Source organism: Streptomyces sp. NRRL B-1347, assembly GCF_000720325.1.
Taxonomy (GTDB): Bacteria; Actinomycetota; Actinomycetes; order Streptomycetales; family Streptomycetaceae; genus Streptomyces.
Map to the genome: position 1 here is coordinate 37,055 of NZ_JOJM01000021.1, position 14,134 is coordinate 51,188.

At 75.2% G+C, this 14,134-nt stretch carries 15 protein-coding genes; 7 read left to right on the forward strand and 8 right to left on the reverse strand.

All coding sequences use genetic code 11. The annotated features are described in order from the left end of the window. The first annotated feature begins 38 nt into the window (after nt 1–38). The gene (gene ung / locus IG74_RS0119315; RefSeq protein ID WP_199818860.1) at nt 39–707 is read left to right on the forward strand and encodes a uracil-DNA glycosylase; all 669 of its coding nucleotides are present in this window, start codon (nt 39–41) and stop codon (nt 705–707) included. Between the two features lie 170 nt (nt 708–877). Then, the gene (locus IG74_RS0119320; RefSeq protein WP_030678382.1) at nt 878–1,372 is read left to right on the forward strand and encodes a hypothetical protein; all 495 of its coding nucleotides are present in this window, start codon (nt 878–880) and stop codon (nt 1,370–1,372) included. Nucleotides 1,373–1,375: 3 nt separating this feature from the next. Here IG74_RS0119320 and IG74_RS52145 read toward each other — a convergent pair whose 3' ends face one another. Next, nucleotides 1,376–1,873 (reverse strand): hypothetical protein, encoded by a 498-nt coding sequence (locus IG74_RS52145; protein WP_158857688.1) that lies wholly within the window; start codon nt 1,871–1,873, stop codon nt 1,376–1,378. A gap of 142 nt (nt 1,874–2,015) precedes the next feature. Then, the gene (locus tag IG74_RS0119330) at nt 2,016–2,612 is read right to left on the reverse strand and encodes a TetR/AcrR family transcriptional regulator (protein ID WP_030678391.1); all 597 of its coding nucleotides are present in this window, start codon (nt 2,610–2,612) and stop codon (nt 2,016–2,018) included. A gap of 94 nt (nt 2,613–2,706) precedes the next feature. Here IG74_RS0119330 and IG74_RS0119335 point away from each other — a divergent pair, with 94 nt between their 5' ends. Beyond that, nucleotides 2,707–4,008 carry an FAD-dependent monooxygenase gene (locus IG74_RS0119335; RefSeq protein WP_078868889.1) on the forward strand — a complete coding sequence of 434 codons (1,302 nt, stop codon included), beginning with the start codon at nt 2,707–2,709 and terminating at the stop codon, nt 4,006–4,008. 10 nt (nt 4,009–4,018) lie between these two features. Continuing rightward, nucleotides 4,019–4,924, forward strand: coding sequence for a Gfo/Idh/MocA family protein (locus IG74_RS0119340; RefSeq protein ID WP_030678397.1), 906 nt, complete (start codon nt 4,019–4,021; stop codon nt 4,922–4,924). Here the strand turns inward: IG74_RS0119340 and lnt are convergent. The 5 genes from lnt to IG74_RS0119365 form a co-directional block, all read right to left on the reverse strand. Then, a complete protein-coding gene (gene lnt, locus IG74_RS0119345; RefSeq protein WP_078868897.1) occupies nt 4,848–6,494 on the reverse strand; it encodes an apolipoprotein N-acyltransferase in 1,647 nt (548 codons plus the stop codon). The two genes, IG74_RS0119340 and lnt, sit on opposite strands and share 77 nt — an antisense overlap. Nucleotides 6,495–6,615: 121 nt before the next feature. Next, nucleotides 6,616–7,146, reverse strand: coding sequence for a nuclear transport factor 2 family protein (locus IG74_RS0119350; RefSeq protein ID WP_063761264.1), 531 nt, complete (start codon nt 7,144–7,146; stop codon nt 6,616–6,618). A 138-nt stretch (nt 7,147–7,284) separates the two neighbouring features. Next, nucleotides 7,285–7,434: a hypothetical protein gene (locus IG74_RS49505; RefSeq protein WP_374120593.1), complete on the reverse strand. Its 150-nt coding sequence runs from the start codon at nt 7,432–7,434 to the stop codon at nt 7,285–7,287. A 127-nt stretch (nt 7,435–7,561) separates the two neighbouring features. Beyond that, on the reverse strand, nt 7,562–8,152 hold the full coding sequence (locus IG74_RS0119360) for a DUF2165 domain-containing protein (RefSeq protein ID WP_078868891.1): 591 nt from the start codon (nt 8,150–8,152) through the stop codon (nt 7,562–7,564). 223 nt (nt 8,153–8,375) lie between these two features. After that, entirely contained in the window at nt 8,376–9,866 is a 1,491-nt protein-coding gene (locus IG74_RS0119365) for an MFS transporter (RefSeq protein ID WP_234334375.1), read from the reverse strand. Nucleotides 9,867–9,933: 67 nt separating this feature from the next. Here IG74_RS0119365 and IG74_RS0119370 point away from each other — a divergent pair, with 67 nt between their 5' ends. After that, nucleotides 9,934–10,590 (forward strand): TetR/AcrR family transcriptional regulator, encoded by a 657-nt coding sequence (locus tag IG74_RS0119370; protein WP_037825739.1) that lies wholly within the window; start codon nt 9,934–9,936, stop codon nt 10,588–10,590. A 60-nt stretch (nt 10,591–10,650) separates the two neighbouring features. Here the strand turns inward: IG74_RS0119370 and IG74_RS0119375 are convergent, their stop codons facing one another. Further along, nucleotides 10,651–11,517, reverse strand: a complete 867-nt coding sequence (locus tag IG74_RS0119375) for a LysR family transcriptional regulator (RefSeq protein WP_030678414.1) — start codon at nt 11,515–11,517, stop codon at nt 10,651–10,653. 160 nt (nt 11,518–11,677) lie between these two features. Here IG74_RS0119375 and IG74_RS0119380 point away from each other — a divergent pair, with 160 nt between their 5' ends. After that, nucleotides 11,678–12,229: a cupin domain-containing protein gene (locus tag IG74_RS0119380; RefSeq protein ID WP_051855026.1), complete on the forward strand. Its 552-nt coding sequence runs from the start codon at nt 11,678–11,680 to the stop codon at nt 12,227–12,229. Nucleotides 12,230–12,348: 119 nt separating this feature from the next. Then, a complete protein-coding gene (locus IG74_RS0119385; protein ID WP_030678419.1) occupies nt 12,349–14,124 on the forward strand; it encodes a hypothetical protein in 1,776 nt (591 codons plus the stop codon). Nucleotides 14,125–14,134: the final 10 nt, after the last annotated feature.

A 14,134-nucleotide genomic window follows, 5' to 3' on the forward strand; every position in this document is an offset into this window, starting at 1 on the left:
ACCGCACCCCGGAGGTTGTTGACGTGACCGACATCGCCATGCTGCCCGCGTCCTGGCGCGGAGTCCTCGGCGAGGAGCTCCAGAAGCCCTACTTCAAGGAGCTCACCGAGTTCGTCGAGGAGGAGCGGGCGAAGGGACCGGTGTTCCCGCCGCGCGAGGAGGTCTTCGCCGCCCTGGACGCGACGCCGTACGACGACGTGAAGGTCCTCGTCCTCGGCCAGGACCCGTATCACGGCGAGGGCCAGGGCCACGGCCTGTGCTTCTCGGTGCGCCCCGGGGTGCGGACCCCGCCGTCGCTGCGGAACATCTACAAGGAAATGCACGCGGAGCTGGGCCTGCCCATTCCGGACAACGGCTATCTGATGCCCTGGGCCCGCCAGGGCGTCCTGCTCCTGAACGCGGTCCTGACAGTCCGCTCCGGCGAGGCCAACTCGCACAAGGGCCAGGGCTGGGAGAAGTTCACGGACGCGGTGATCAGGGCCGTCGCCGACCGCGCGGAGCCGGTGGTCTTCGTCCTGTGGGGGAACTACGCGCAGAAGAAGCTGCCGCTGATCGACCAGGAGCGGCACGTCGTGGTCAAGGGCGCGCACCCGTCCCCGCTGTCCGCCAGGAAGTTCTTCGGCTCGCACCCCTTCACGCAGATCAACGAGGCGGTGGCGGCCCAGGGCCACGCGCCGATCGACTGGCGCATCCCGGACGTGGGCTGACCTCCGGGTCCGCCCGGGGGGCCGGGCCGGTGTCCGTCACCGGCCTGGCGCAGCGGGCGGCCCCGGGCTGCCCGCGTCGCACCGCGCCTGACGGGGATTGTCAGTGGTGGCCGCTAGCGTCGGGACCGTTGGACGACCGAGGACGGACGGCGGACGTGGAGGGCGGCGCGGTGGTGGAGCGGCAGGAACGGACGGCGGACGGCGAGGACGCCGTGATGACCCGGATCGGGCAGGCGGTCATGCTCCAGCACGCCGGTGACCGCGAGGAGGCGAGGACCCGCTTCCTCGCCATCTGGTCGGAGATCGGCGAGGACGGCGACGCACTGCACCGCTGCACCCTCGCGCACTACATGGCGGACACCCAGGACGACCCGGCGGACGAACTGGCCTGGGACCTCAGGGCGTTGTCGGCGGCGGACGAGCTGACCGACGAGCGGGTCGGCGCCCACCACCGCTCGCTCGCGGTCCGCGGCTTCTACCCCTCGCTGCATCTGAACCTGGCGGCGGACTATGTGAAGCTCGCCCGCCCCGAGGCGGCCCGCAGCCAGCTGCGCCTCGCGCGCGGCGCGGTCGGCGCGCTCGGCGACGACAGCTATGGGGACGGCATCCGCGCGGCCCTGCACCGGCTGGAGGCGCAGGTGGGGGAGGGCGCCGTCGACGAGTGACGCTCAACTCCCGTAGACCTCCCGGCAGATGACCGCCTGCGGGCTGTCCGGATCCCAGTGGCCGTGCCGCTGCGCGAGGGCGCAGACCCCCGCCTCGCCCCGGGCGTGGGGAGGCGGACCGTGCGGGGTCTCGCGAGGGCGGTGCCCGTGCCGGGGCGGGCCGGGACGGGGCCGCTCGGGCCGGGGGCGCGGGCGCGCGGAGGGCTCGTCGGGCGTGGCCGCCCGGGGCGCGGGCACCGGAGCCGTGCGGGCGGGGGAGGGGGTGCGGGGCGGCAGCGCCGGTGGTGGCGCGGGCGTCGGCCCGGCCTCCTGCAGCCGGTCACGGGCCGGGGGCTGGGTGGCCCGCGGAGGCGGCCGTTCCCCGGCGCTGGGCGGGTGCTCGGCCGGTCCCGAGGGCGCCTTCGCCCGGTCGACGGCCGACCGGTCGACGCCGACGCAGCCGGAGACGGCCGAGACGGTCACGGAGACGAGCAGGGCCATGATGGTCGTCGTACGCCGCATCCCGGGCACTCTGCCGGGTGCCGGGCGGCGCGCGGCCGTGAAGGCGGGCCGGTCCGCCCGCACGGGCGAGGGCACGGGCGAACCGGCGGGGCGCGCCCGTCGCCGCACGCGCCCGGCCCGGTGAGGCGCGCCTCCCGGACGGCTATTCGTCAAGCATCCCGCGGAGCAACTCCCCGAACCCCGCCCGCAGTTCCTCCATCGTCGGGGTCGCGGCGCTGTACGAGCCCGCCACGCAGGAGAACATCAGGCCGTCGCACCACGCGACCAGGGACAGGGTGTGCCGGTCCGGGTCCGTGGAGCCGGCCGCGCGCACGAACGCGTGGAGGGGCTCGCGGAACCGGGCGCCCGTCGCGTCGTAGTACGCCCGCAGCTCCGGGCGTCGCGTGGCCTCCAGGGCCAGCTCGTAGCGGGACACGAGCAGGGCGCGGTGCTCGGCGCCGGAGAGGAAGCGGTGCAGGGCCGCGGAGAGCCCTTCGACCAGGGCCGCGCGGCCGTCCGCCGGGTCCGGTAGCTCGCCCGGGGTGAGGACGGCGGCCTCGCGCTGCGCCTGCCGCCGCACCGCCGCTTCGAGGAGCGCGAGCCGGGTGCGGGCGTGGTTCGACGTCGAGCCCGGGGGGAGCCCCGCCGCCTCGTCGACGGCCCGGTGGGTCAGGCCGCGCATGCCGCGCTCGGCGAGCAGGGCGAGGGCGGTGTCGGCGATCAGTTCGGGGCGCGATGAGCCCTTGGTGCGTACGGACATGGGAGGCACCCTACCCGTCTCACTATAGATGTAGTACGTTCTTCTCGCTGGCACTACACCTGTAGTGTCGCGGGTGTGTGACCGAGGAGAGAACATGGCCCCCACAGGCAAGCCCCTCAAGCCCCACGAGTCCGTCGGCCCCACCGGGCCCACCAGCCCCACCGGCCCCACTGGGCCCGCCAAGCCCCACGCGGTCGTCGTGGGCGGTGGCATCGGCGGGCTCACCAGCGCCATCGCCCTGCACCGGTCCGGCTGGCGCGTCACCGTCCTCGAACGGGCCGCGTCCCTGGAGCCCGTCGGCTCCGGCATCGGCCTCGCCCCGAACGCCCAGCGCGCCCTGGACGTCCTGGGCCTCGGCGACGGCGTGCGCGAGCTGGCCGCCTGGCGCGGCGCGGGCGGCCTGCGCGCACAGGACGGCCGCTGGCTGGTGCGCACCACGTCCGCCGCCACGGCGCGGGAGTTCGGCGGCGCCCTCGTCCTCGTGCACCGGGCGACGCTCGTCGACCTGCTCGTCGGCGCGCTGCCCGGCGACAGCCTGCGCACCGGCACGGCCGCGCGGCTCGCGGACCCGGGCGGGCCCGGCCGCCCCGCCGTCGTGAGCACCCCCGAAGGAGACATCGAGGCGGACCTGGTGGTCGGCGCCGACGGCATCAACTCCGCGGTGCGCAAGGAGCTGTTCCCGGCCCATCCCGGGCCCGTGTACACCGGGTTCACCGCCTGGCGGCTCGTCGTGCCCGCGCCGGAGCGGCCCTTCGAGCCGCACGAGACCTGGGGCCGCGGCGGCGTATGGGGCACGCAGCCGCTGAAGGACGGCAGGGTCTACGCGTACGGCACGGCGCTCGTGCCCCCGGGCACCCGCGCGCCCGACGACGAGAAGGCCGAGCTGGCGCGGCGCTTCTCCGACTGGCACGACCCGATCCCCGAGATCCTCGCCGCCGCCCGGCCCGAGGACGTCCTGCGCAACGACGTGTGGCACATGGCCACGCCGCTCGCCGCGTACCACCGCGGCCGCGTCGTGCTCGTCGGTGACGCGGCGCACGCCATGGCGCCCACCCTCGGCCAGGGCGGCAACCAGGCGATCGAGGACGGAGTCGTGCTCGCCCACCACGCCCGGCCCGGCGGCGACCTCTTCGCCGGGCTGGCCGCCTACAGCGCGGTCCGCGTGCCCCGGACGACCGCGATCGTGCGGCAGGCCGCCCGCACGGCCCGCCTCAACCACCTCTCCCACGGCGGGCTCATCGCCGCGCGCGACACCCTGCTGCGCGCGGCCCACAGGATCGGCCCGGACCTGATCGTGCGGGGCTTCGCCTCGATCGCCGACTGGCAGCCGCCGGGTCCCCCGTATGCTGCGGAGACGGACGCGGGGGCGCATGGGCGCGCACCCGCACGACGGTAGGGAGACAGTGGTGAAGGTCGGCTGCATCGGACTCGGTGACATCGCGCAAAAGGCGTACCTGCCGGTGCTCACCACGCAGCCAGGCGTCGAGCTGCACCTCCAGACCCGCACGCCCGCCACCCTGGAGCGGATCGGCGAGATCCACCACGTCCCCGCCGGGCAGCGCCACACGGACCTGGACTCGCTGCTCGCCCAGGACCTCGACGCGGCCTTCGTGCACGCGCCGACCGGCGCGCACCCCGAGATCGTGGAGCGCCTCCTGGAGGCGGGCGTGGCGACGTACGTGGACAAGCCCATCGCGTACGAACTCGCCGACTCCGAGCGGCTCGTGGAGCTCGCCGAGCGGCGCGGGGTGAGCCTCACCGTCGGCTTCAACCGCCGCTACGCGCCCGGCTACGCCCAGTGCGCCGAGCACCCGCGCGAGCTGATCCTGATGCAGAAGAACCGCGTGGGCCTTCCCGAGGACCCGCGCACGATGGTGCTCGACGACTTCATCCACGTCGTGGACACGCTGCGGTTCCTGGTGCCGGGCGCCGTCGACCACGTGAGCGTGCGCGGCCGGGTCACGGACGGCCTCCTGGAGCACGTCGTGCTCCAGCTGGCGGGCGACGGCTTCACCGCGATCGGCGTGATGAACCGGCTCAGCGGCTCCACCGAGGAGGTCCTGGAGGTCTCCGGGCAGGACACCAAGCGGCAGGTCCTCAACCTCGCCGAGGTCGTGGACCACAAGGGCCAGCCCACCGTGCGGCGGCGCGGCGACTGGGTGCCGGTGGCCCGTCAGCGCGGCATCGAGCAGGTCACGCTCGCCTTCCTCGACGCCGTGCGCGCGGGCAAGGTGCTCAGCGCCCGGGACGCGCTGGCGACCCATGAGCTGTGCGAGCGGGTGGTACGCGCAGTGTGCGAGCAGGCCGCCTGAGCGCCCGCGCCCCCTCGACGACGGCGAGCGCGGCGAGGACCGTGAGCGCCGCGTACACCGGCCAGTCGCCGAACCTGACGTACGGCGTCGTGCCCGTGGCCAGCGGGATCTCGTACTCCGCCGTGCTCGACGCGGAGGTGCCGAGCGGCTCGCCGACGCGCTCGCCGCTCGGGCCGTAGACCGCGGAGACTCCGGTGAGCGTCGCGTGCACCATGGGGCGGCCGGTCTCGGCGGCCCGCAGGGCCGCGAGCGAGGCGTGCTGCTCGGGTGCCCAGCTGTGCTGGAACGTGGACGTGGCGGACTGTGCGAGCAGCAGCTGCGCGCCCTCGCGGGTGAGATGGCGGCTCATGTCGGGGAAGGCCGACTCGAAGCACACCAGGGGCCCGACGCGCAGGCCGTGCGCGAGGTCCATCACGACGGGCCGCTCGCCGCGCCTGCGGTCCTCGCCCGCGGCCTTGCCCACCGACGTGGCCCAGCCGAGCAGCGAGCGCGCCGGGACGTACTCGCCGAACGGGACCAGGCGCATCTTGTCGTAGCGGTCACCCGTCGGCCCGTCCGGGCCCACGAGCACCGAGCTCTTGAAGATGCCGGGCCGGTCCGAGCGGCGGGCGTCGACGTTCACCAGGATCTCGGCGCCCACCTGACGCGAGAGCGCGGCGATCCGCCGCGCCAGGTCGGGCCGGTCCGCCAGGTCGTGGCCCACGCTGCTCTCGCCCCACACGACGAGGTCGAGGCCCCGGCCCGCGAGGGCGCGGGTCAGCGCCTCCTCGCGGTCGAACCGCCGGTCGGGGGCGTCCGCCCCGTCAAGGACGCCGGGCTGCACCACGGCGACGCGGACGCTGCCCGCGGCCTCCGGGCGCGGGGACCAGGTCCACGCGGTGGTGGTCGCGGCGGCCACGGCGACGAGCCCGGCGACGGCGGGAGCGCGCGCCGACCGCCACGCGAGGAGCACCGCGACACCGGTGTTCACGGCCACGACGAGCCCGCTGACCAGCCACACACCGCCCACCGACGCAAGGCGCAGGGCGGGCTCCACCTTCCACTGGCTGGAGCCGAGCAGCCCCCACGGGCCGCCGAGACCCTCCCAGGACCGCACCAGCTCGACGAAGAGCCAGCCGGACGGCAGCACGAGCAGCGCGGCCACCGCCCGCCCCGGGCCGGGCGGCCCACCGAGGAAGCGGTGCGCGAGCCAGCCCCAGGGCGCCCACAGGAGCCCGAGGAGCGCGGCGATGACCAGCGTGAACACATGCAGGCTCGGCAGCAGCCAGTGGTGCACGGCCACCATGAAGCCGAGCCCGCCCAGCCACCCGTCGAGCGCGGCCCGCCGCCCCGAATCCGCCGACCGGGTGAGCAGGATCCACGGCACGAGCGCGACGTACGCGAACCACCACCACGACGGCTCGGGGAAGGCGAGCGCGGGCAGGGCGCCGCTCAGGGCGGCGAGGACGCCGCGCTGCCACCGCGAGGCGAGGGCGGCGTCCAGGCGGTGGCGCCACGAGGGGAAGGCCCGCCGGGACAGGGCCCGGCGGGGTGCCCACCGGTGTGGCCGCCTGCCGCTGAGTACGTCCATGCAGCGCGCCTCCTTGCCCCCGACTCGGCCCGACGCCCGGTCGTGCTCCCAGTGTGCGCGCCGGTGACGATCTAGGACAGGGGGCGGAGCCGCCCGGGTCACGGGGCGGTCCGGGGCCCGCTCAGCCGGGCTCGGTGAGGGGCGGCGTCCGCTGTCCGACGACGGCCTGGTCCCACGGCTTGCCGGTGGTGCGCGTGCTGCGCCACTTCTCCCGTACGACCACCTGGCGCAGCCGCCAGCCGCTGTGGGTGCGCAGCGCGGTGAACTCGTAGCGGCCGCCACAGGTGAAGTCGGGCGTGGTGGTGCCCTCGGCGTCCGGTTCCCCGGCGAACCGCATGGGGTTCACATAGTCGGCCCGCACGCGCGCGGTGTCGCCGACGTCCTGCTCGCGGACGCCGAAGCGGAGTCTGCGGTTGACGACGAGGTGCTGGCGCATGGCGAACATCCGCATCGTCTCGGCGAGCCACGCGGACACCTCCCCCGCGGAGCCCTCTATGCCGCCCGCCGACCGGTAGTCGGCGCGTCCTTCGGGGGTGAACAGCTGTCGGTACGCGTCCCAGTCGCCGTCGTCGACGGTGCCGGCGTAGTCGGTGATGAGGGTGTCGATGGCCAATCGGTCGATGAGGGCGGCGAGTTCCACGCGCTGCGTCATCGCCTCAGTGTTGGGCACCGCGGGGGCGGCGCCAAGAGGGAGGACGGCGAAGGACCCCCGTCGAACCGGAAGGAACCCCCGGGGACCGTGTCCCCGGGGGCGGGGAGCGCCATAGCGTCGGGGGAGGGAGAGTGTTGCCTAGGCGGCCTGGACGACCTCCGCGCGCACCGCCTCGGCCCACTCGGTCACCAGCTGCTCGTACTCCCGGCGCTGCTCGGCGGAGAGTCGGCCGCCGGCGCGCAGCCACAAGCCTCGTATCCGCTCGTTCAACTCGGTAGAAGACCGCACGGAACCATGGGGTTGAGGGGTTAAGGGCATGCACTCAGCCTAGGCGATGGCTCCGACAATCGGAACTGTCGGCTACCGCACACCTGCGGCACGTGATCACGCCCGGGTGGGATCCGGCGCGCGTCCCTCAGCGGTCCGCATCCTCGCTTCGCGCGGGGTGCGCGCCGTCGGACCGCCGCCCCGCGAACGGCAGTTGCACCACGAGGAGCGCAATGCCGCACAGCGTGACCACGCGGATCGCGGCGTCGAGTCCGTTCCAGTCCTCGGACTGCCACATCGCGAACCACTCGCCGCCGACGCCTATGAAGCCGCCGCCGAACAGCAGCACCAGCATCAGCAGTCCGGCGGTGCTCACCCGGCGCGCCCGGGCGAAGTCGGCACCCGGCCCGCGAAGCCCGGCGATCCACAGGACCGTCCCCGCGATGAGGACGAGCGCTGCCAGCGTCTCCCAGGCGATGATCGCGACGTACGCGGCGTCCTGGAGGGCGCGGGACTCGACGGCCCGCCACATCAGGTCCTCGTCCTTGAACGTCGTGTCCATCGACAGGACGTGCCGGACGAACTGCTGGTTGCTGTCGAAGTCGGTGATGTTCCCGAACGCGACGAGCGCGATGTAGAGCGCGACGACACCCGTGAGCACGGCCGCCGCGACGGCCGGTGTCCCGATGGCGGTCCCCTCGTGTCTCCTCGTCGTACGCTCGCCAGCATCTGTGGCCATGCCCAACTCCTCTCGCCCGCCTGTCCGTTCGCCCACTGCGGGCGGCTGAAGACCCGTGGCGCGGCAGTGCCGGGGCGGGCCAGGACCGGCTCGTCCCGTCACTCCCGCCACGGATCGGTACGCCATTCTCATGGATCGGCACGCGATTCCCGCGGGCCGGGTGCGCCATTTCCGCAAGGCGAATCCCGGCCCGCCGGTCGGATGTCGCGGGACCCGGCGGCGCTCAGGGCGTCGCGGGCCGGATGCGGTGGGCCGCCAGGACTCCGGCCGCCGCGAGGGCGGTGGTGAGCGCGAAGGTGGCCGTCAGGGCGACCGTCACCGTCGAGCCGTACGCCGAGGCGAGCGAGACGGCGGCGCCGCCGAGGCCGCTGAGCACCGCGACCGCCAGGGTCTGGGCGAGCTGCATGGCGCCGCTGGCCTCGCCCTGCCGGTCGGCGGGGGCCTGCTCCATGGCGTCCGTGGTGGCCGCGTTGAACGCCACGCCCATGCCCGCGCCGCCGATCGCCCAGCCCGCCACGGCGACCAGGGCGGGCACCGCGTCGACCAGGACGCCCAGCGCCATCACCACGATGCCCGCGAGCAGCACCGCGAACCCGGCCGCGATCGGCACGGCGCGCGAGCGCCCGCTCCAGCGGCCGTCGACCCGCCCCTGCCAGGCGGCGCCGAGCACCCAGGTGATCGCGCCCGCCGAGAGCCCGAGGCCGGCCTCGGACGCGCTCAGGTCCCGCAGCCGGACCAGGCCGAGCGGCAGGAAGGCCTCGCTGCCGAAGTACGCCCCGCACAGCAGGAAGCGCAGCACGACCCCCGTCGGCACCCCGCGCCGCACGGCGAGGGTGCCGGGCGGCGTGACCGTGCGCAGGGCGAGCACTCCGGCGACGCCGCCGGCCACGACCAGCGGGACCAGCAGGGCGAGCTGGCGCAGCTGGAGCCCGGCGAGCAGCACGCCGGTGCCCGCCGCAAGGAGCACGCTGCGCGCGACCGGCGTGGCCCACCAGCGGGCCGCCGGGGCGTCGGCCGGGGCGCTCGCGGCGCCTTCGGCCCGGTCCAGGCGGCGCAGCTGCGGCAGCGCGAGGGCGGCGGCGACGGCGATCAGGGGCAGCAGCAGGACGAAGACGCCGCGCCAGGAGACGTGGTCGGAGATCACGGCGGCGACGGTCGGGCCGACGAGGGACGGCACCGTCCAGCCGCCCGCGACGAGGGCGAACATCCGCGCCCGCAGGCGCTGGGGGTAGGCGAGCGAGATGGCCGCGTAGGCGAGCGCCATCACCGCGCCGACGCCGAGCCCCTGGAGGAAGCGGCCCGCGAGGAACACGGGCCAGTCGGGCGCGGACCCGGCGAGGGCGCAGCCGACCGCGAACACGACGAGCCCGACGGCGAGGGGGCGCGCCGGGCCGTGCCGGTCGGCGTCGCGGCCCGCGGCGACGGTGCCGATGAGGTTGGCGAGCATCAGCGCGGACAGGCCCCAGCCGTAGGCGTGCAGGCCGCCGAGCCGCTCCGCGATGTCGGGCAGGACCGTGGCCACGCCCATCGACTCGAACGCCACGAGGGCGACGGACAGGACGATGCCCCAGGTCAGGGCGGCATAGGGGGCGCGGAAGACGTTTTCGGCGGTGGGCGTGGGCGCGGGCGTGGGCGTGGTGTCGGGCGGCTCGCCCGCGGGGGACGTGGACGCGGCGGGACCGCGGTGGGCGGTCGCTTCCTGCTCTGACGGCAAGGCCGACCCCTCCTTTATATTTCGATCCGGAACGGAACGAAAGCACATGCTACCTATACTGATCCCCATGGCAACCCCGGATTCCGCAGCCCCGCCCGCCCGTTCGGCGGGCCGCCCGCGCGACACCCGGCTCGACGAGGCCATCGTCAAGGCGACGCTCGACCTCCTGGAGGAGTCCGGCTACCCGCACCTGACGCTCGAAGGGGTGGCCCGGCGAGCGGGCACCACCAAGCCGGCCATCCGCCGCCGCTGGCCGTCCCGGCAGCACCTCGTGATCGCCGCCCTCGCCGAGACCATGGGGACCGCGCCCACCCCCGACACCGGCTGTACGCACTGCGACCTCATCCTGGGCATCGAGACCCTCAGCCAGGCCTTCGGCGGCACCCTCGGGCGCCGGACGCTGCCCGCGCTCGTGGCCGAACTGGCCGACGACCCGGAGCTGGACCGCGTGTTCACCGAGACGGTCTTCCAGCCCCGCAGGGCCACGACCGAGGCGGCGCTTCGCCGGGGCATCGAGCGCGGCGACATCCGGGAGGACGCCGACATCGGCCTGCTCCTGGACATGCTCGGCGCCACCACCTACCACCGCGTGCTCTTCGGCCACCTGCCCGTGACGGAGTCACTCGCGCACGACGTGGTGATGACGGTCATGGGCGGCGCGGCGACACCGCGCTGGCGCGGGCACTACCAGCGGCACCACGAGCGCGCGGGCAGCACCGTCTGAGGCGGCCCGCCCACGGCCCGCCCACAGCCCGCCCACGGTCGCCACGCGGTCACCGCACGGTCACCGTGCGGGCAGTACCTCAAGCAGCCGCCGGAGCGCCGGACCCGGCGCGCCCGGACGCACCGCCACGTACGTCGTCACGGCCGGGGCGGCGAGCGGCCGCACGGCCACGCGGGGGAACGACGGCACCCCCGCCACCTCGTAGAAGACCGTCCACGACGGGGCGCCCGCGCCGATCTCGGCCAGCGTCTCCTGGAGCGTGGTGAAGGGCGGTCCGAGCGGCGGCCCGGCTCCGGCCGCCCGGAGCGCGCCGGTCACCAGGTCGTGGAACGGCGGGTTCTGCTCGCGCGGCGCGAGGCGCAGCGGCAGCTCCCCGAGCTGCTCCAGGCGCAGCGGCGAGCAGCCCGCGAGCCGGTGCCCCGCCGGGAGCGCCACGTACAGCGGATCGCTCCACACCGGCAGGAGTTCGAGGCCCGGGGCCGCGTCCGCCGCCCGGACGAGGGCCGCGTCCAGCTCGCCGGAGCGCACCGCGGCGAGCCGCTCCGCGAGCCCCAGGCGCCGCAGCCGGACGGGCAGCAGGGGCGCCGCGGCCGCGAGGTCCGCCAGGAGCCGGTGGACCCGGTCGCCGGGGCCCTGCACGGTGCCGAGGCGCAGCGGCGCGTCGCCCGCCGCGAGGTCGGCCGCGACCTGGCGGGTGCGCCGTGCCGCGGCGAGCACCGCGCGGGCCTCGGGCAGCAGGCGCTCGCCCGCGCCGGTGAGTTCGACGTGCCGCGTGGTGCGCCGGAAGAGCCGTACCCCGAGCTCGCGCTCGAGGCGGCGCACCTGCTGGCTCACCGCGGACTGGACGATGCCGAGCCGCTCGGCGGCCCTGCTGAAGCCGCCCTCGTCGGCGACCGCCGCGAAGTACTGGAGCTGACGCAGTTCCACGGCTCATCCGCCCCTTCCGGTCCCGCGCGGCCGATTCATCACGATCGATGATTTCTGCAGGTGGCAACTGCTTCTGGTACGCGGCTTGTTCCCCGGGTCGAATGGGTTCCGCGCAGAGCGCGCTGACCGCACGGCGGTCGACCGCACCCGAGGAGCCCCGATGACCGATCGCAAGCGCACCGCCGAAGCCCTGGTCGTACGGCCCGGCACCGCCGAGCGCGTCCCCTTGCCGCACGGCGGCGGCTTCGAGCTGCTCGCCGACGCCGCGGCCACCGGCGGCTCCCTGGGCGTCAACCGGCTGACGCTCACCGACGGAGCCGACGGCGCCCGGCCGCATCTGCACGCCCTGTCGACGGAGCTGTTCTACGTCCTCGACGGGACGCTGGACTTCCACCTGGACGGCGCCTTCGAGACCGTGGCGCGCGGCGGGCTCGTCGTCGTGCCGCCCGGGATGCCGCACGCCTTCGGCGCCGCCGCAGGGGCGAGCGCCGATCTGCTCGCGGTGCTCACGCCGGGCGTCGACCGCTTCGACTACTTCCGGTCCCTCGGCCGCGTCCAGCACGGCCTGGACCCTTTCGAGAGCCTGCTGCCCGAACAGGACCGCTACGACGTGCACTTCCTGGACGCCACGGACTGGCGGTCCGCCCGTGCCGCGGCCGCCGCCCCGGCCGCCGGGGGAGCACAACGCGCCAAAGGCCGCCGAATGCCCTGATGGCCGTGGTGACCCACGGCAGGGTTCTGGGCAACACTGCACACAGCACGCAGCACACAACGGGACGCCGCCCGCTACAGCCTGTGCCTGGCGGCAGGGCTCACGTCAGGAGGCTGCTGGTGTCGACGGTGGAGAGCCGGGCGGTCCACCCGGCCAGTGAGCGCTGGGAGGTCGCCCTGCCGGACGGCCGCGTCGTGCCGTGGACGGGGTTCCACGTCGGCCCGGCGGGCATCGCGCCGCGGGAGTTCGCGCACATCTGCCGGCGGCTGCTCGGGCTCGGTCCCGCCGAGGTCGAGGCCGCCGCCCGCGAGGAGCTGCGCCCGGCCGGTGCCACCCGCGACAGACCCGGCATCGTGGCGTACTCGCCGCCCATGGCCAAGCGCATGTTCGAGGGCGCCCTGGAGAGCCTCGCCGCCGGTGAGCCCGCCGAGGACTGGCCCACGATCCTGGAGGCCCGCTCGGTCTGTCTGGCGCACGCGGACGACCTGCTCATCGGCAGGACGGCGCCCTGGAAGGAGGCGGCGGCGGGCCGCCCGGTGGTCGTGGTCCCCGACCACGACCACTTCCACCTCAGCCACGCCCTGCTGCGGCTGGCCGACGGCCCCGCCGACCGCTGGTCGCGGATCCTCGGCCCGGCGATCGACCGGCTGCGCGCGGATCCCGCCTGCGTCGTCCGCGTCTACGCGCTGGACGAGCCGATGCGGGTGCTGCTCCTGTGGCTCAAACGGGTCGCGGGCGTCGACCGCCTCCTGGTCGAGGCCAACGCCCCCGAGATCACCGAGGAGTGGGGGCACAAGGCGGTCCTGCACCCCGCCGCCCGCGCGGCCCACGACCTCCCGGCGCCGCCGCCCGGGCGCGACCCCTTCGACGCGCTCGACGAGGAGACGGAACTCACGCCGCTGTACCGCGTGTTCGGCCTGGCCGTGCCGCGGCTTCCCGGGTACACCGTCGTCTGGGACGGCGGGCCGGGGGACACCGCAGCGGACGACGGGATCCGGACAACTCCCGGTGACGTCCGGGTGCCGGACGCCACCGGCGACGAGGCGCTCGCGAACGGCCACGCGCACGGCGCGCGGGACGCCTTCGCCGCCCAGCTCTTCCTCGCCGCACAGCTCCTGAGGGAGCGTCACGGGCTGCGCCTGGGCTGTCTGAAACCCGTCAGGGGCGGCACGGGGCAGCGCATCCACGTCGGGGTGCCCCTCGACGACCCGGACGTGCTCGCCGCCCTCGCCCGGCAGGCGGCCCACTCCGGTGAGGACTACCTCCTGGAGGCGCACGCCGACTACCTCCGGCACGCCGTGACCGGCCACGAGTTCCTGCTCGCGCCGTCGGTGCACGTGCGGGCGGGGGCCCTCGCCGACGGCATGGCCCTGCAGTTCCTGAACGGCACCATGTGGGAGGGCAACGTCTTCCTCGACGAGGCCACCCACGCCGCGTTCGGCATCACCCGGGACCACTACGCGCGGGTCCGGCGCGCCATGGCCGACTTCGTGCGGCTCTTCCAGGGCCGGGGCCTGATCAACGGGGGCGTCGACTTCGCGATCGCGCGCGTCGGCGGCCGCTTCGGGGACACGCCCCTGGTGGCCATGCAGGACCTGAACCTCTCCGCGTGCGGCGCCGACTACCTGCACGCCTTCCTTGAGGAGAGCCGCACCGCGCTCGGCGCCCTCGCCGGGAGCGGGACGGGCATCTCCGCCGCGACCAAGGTGATCCGCCCCGCGTCCGACATGGACCTGCCCCGCCTGCGCCGCCTCGTCGACCACCGCACCCCCACGTCGTACGCCCGGGCCCTCACGTCCGTGCCGGGCAACTGGGGGCTGATCGCCGTCGCCTGCCCGGACGCCGTGCGGGCGGCGGAGGAGGTCCTGGCGCTGGAGGCGCGGCTCACGGCCTGACGGGTCAGGT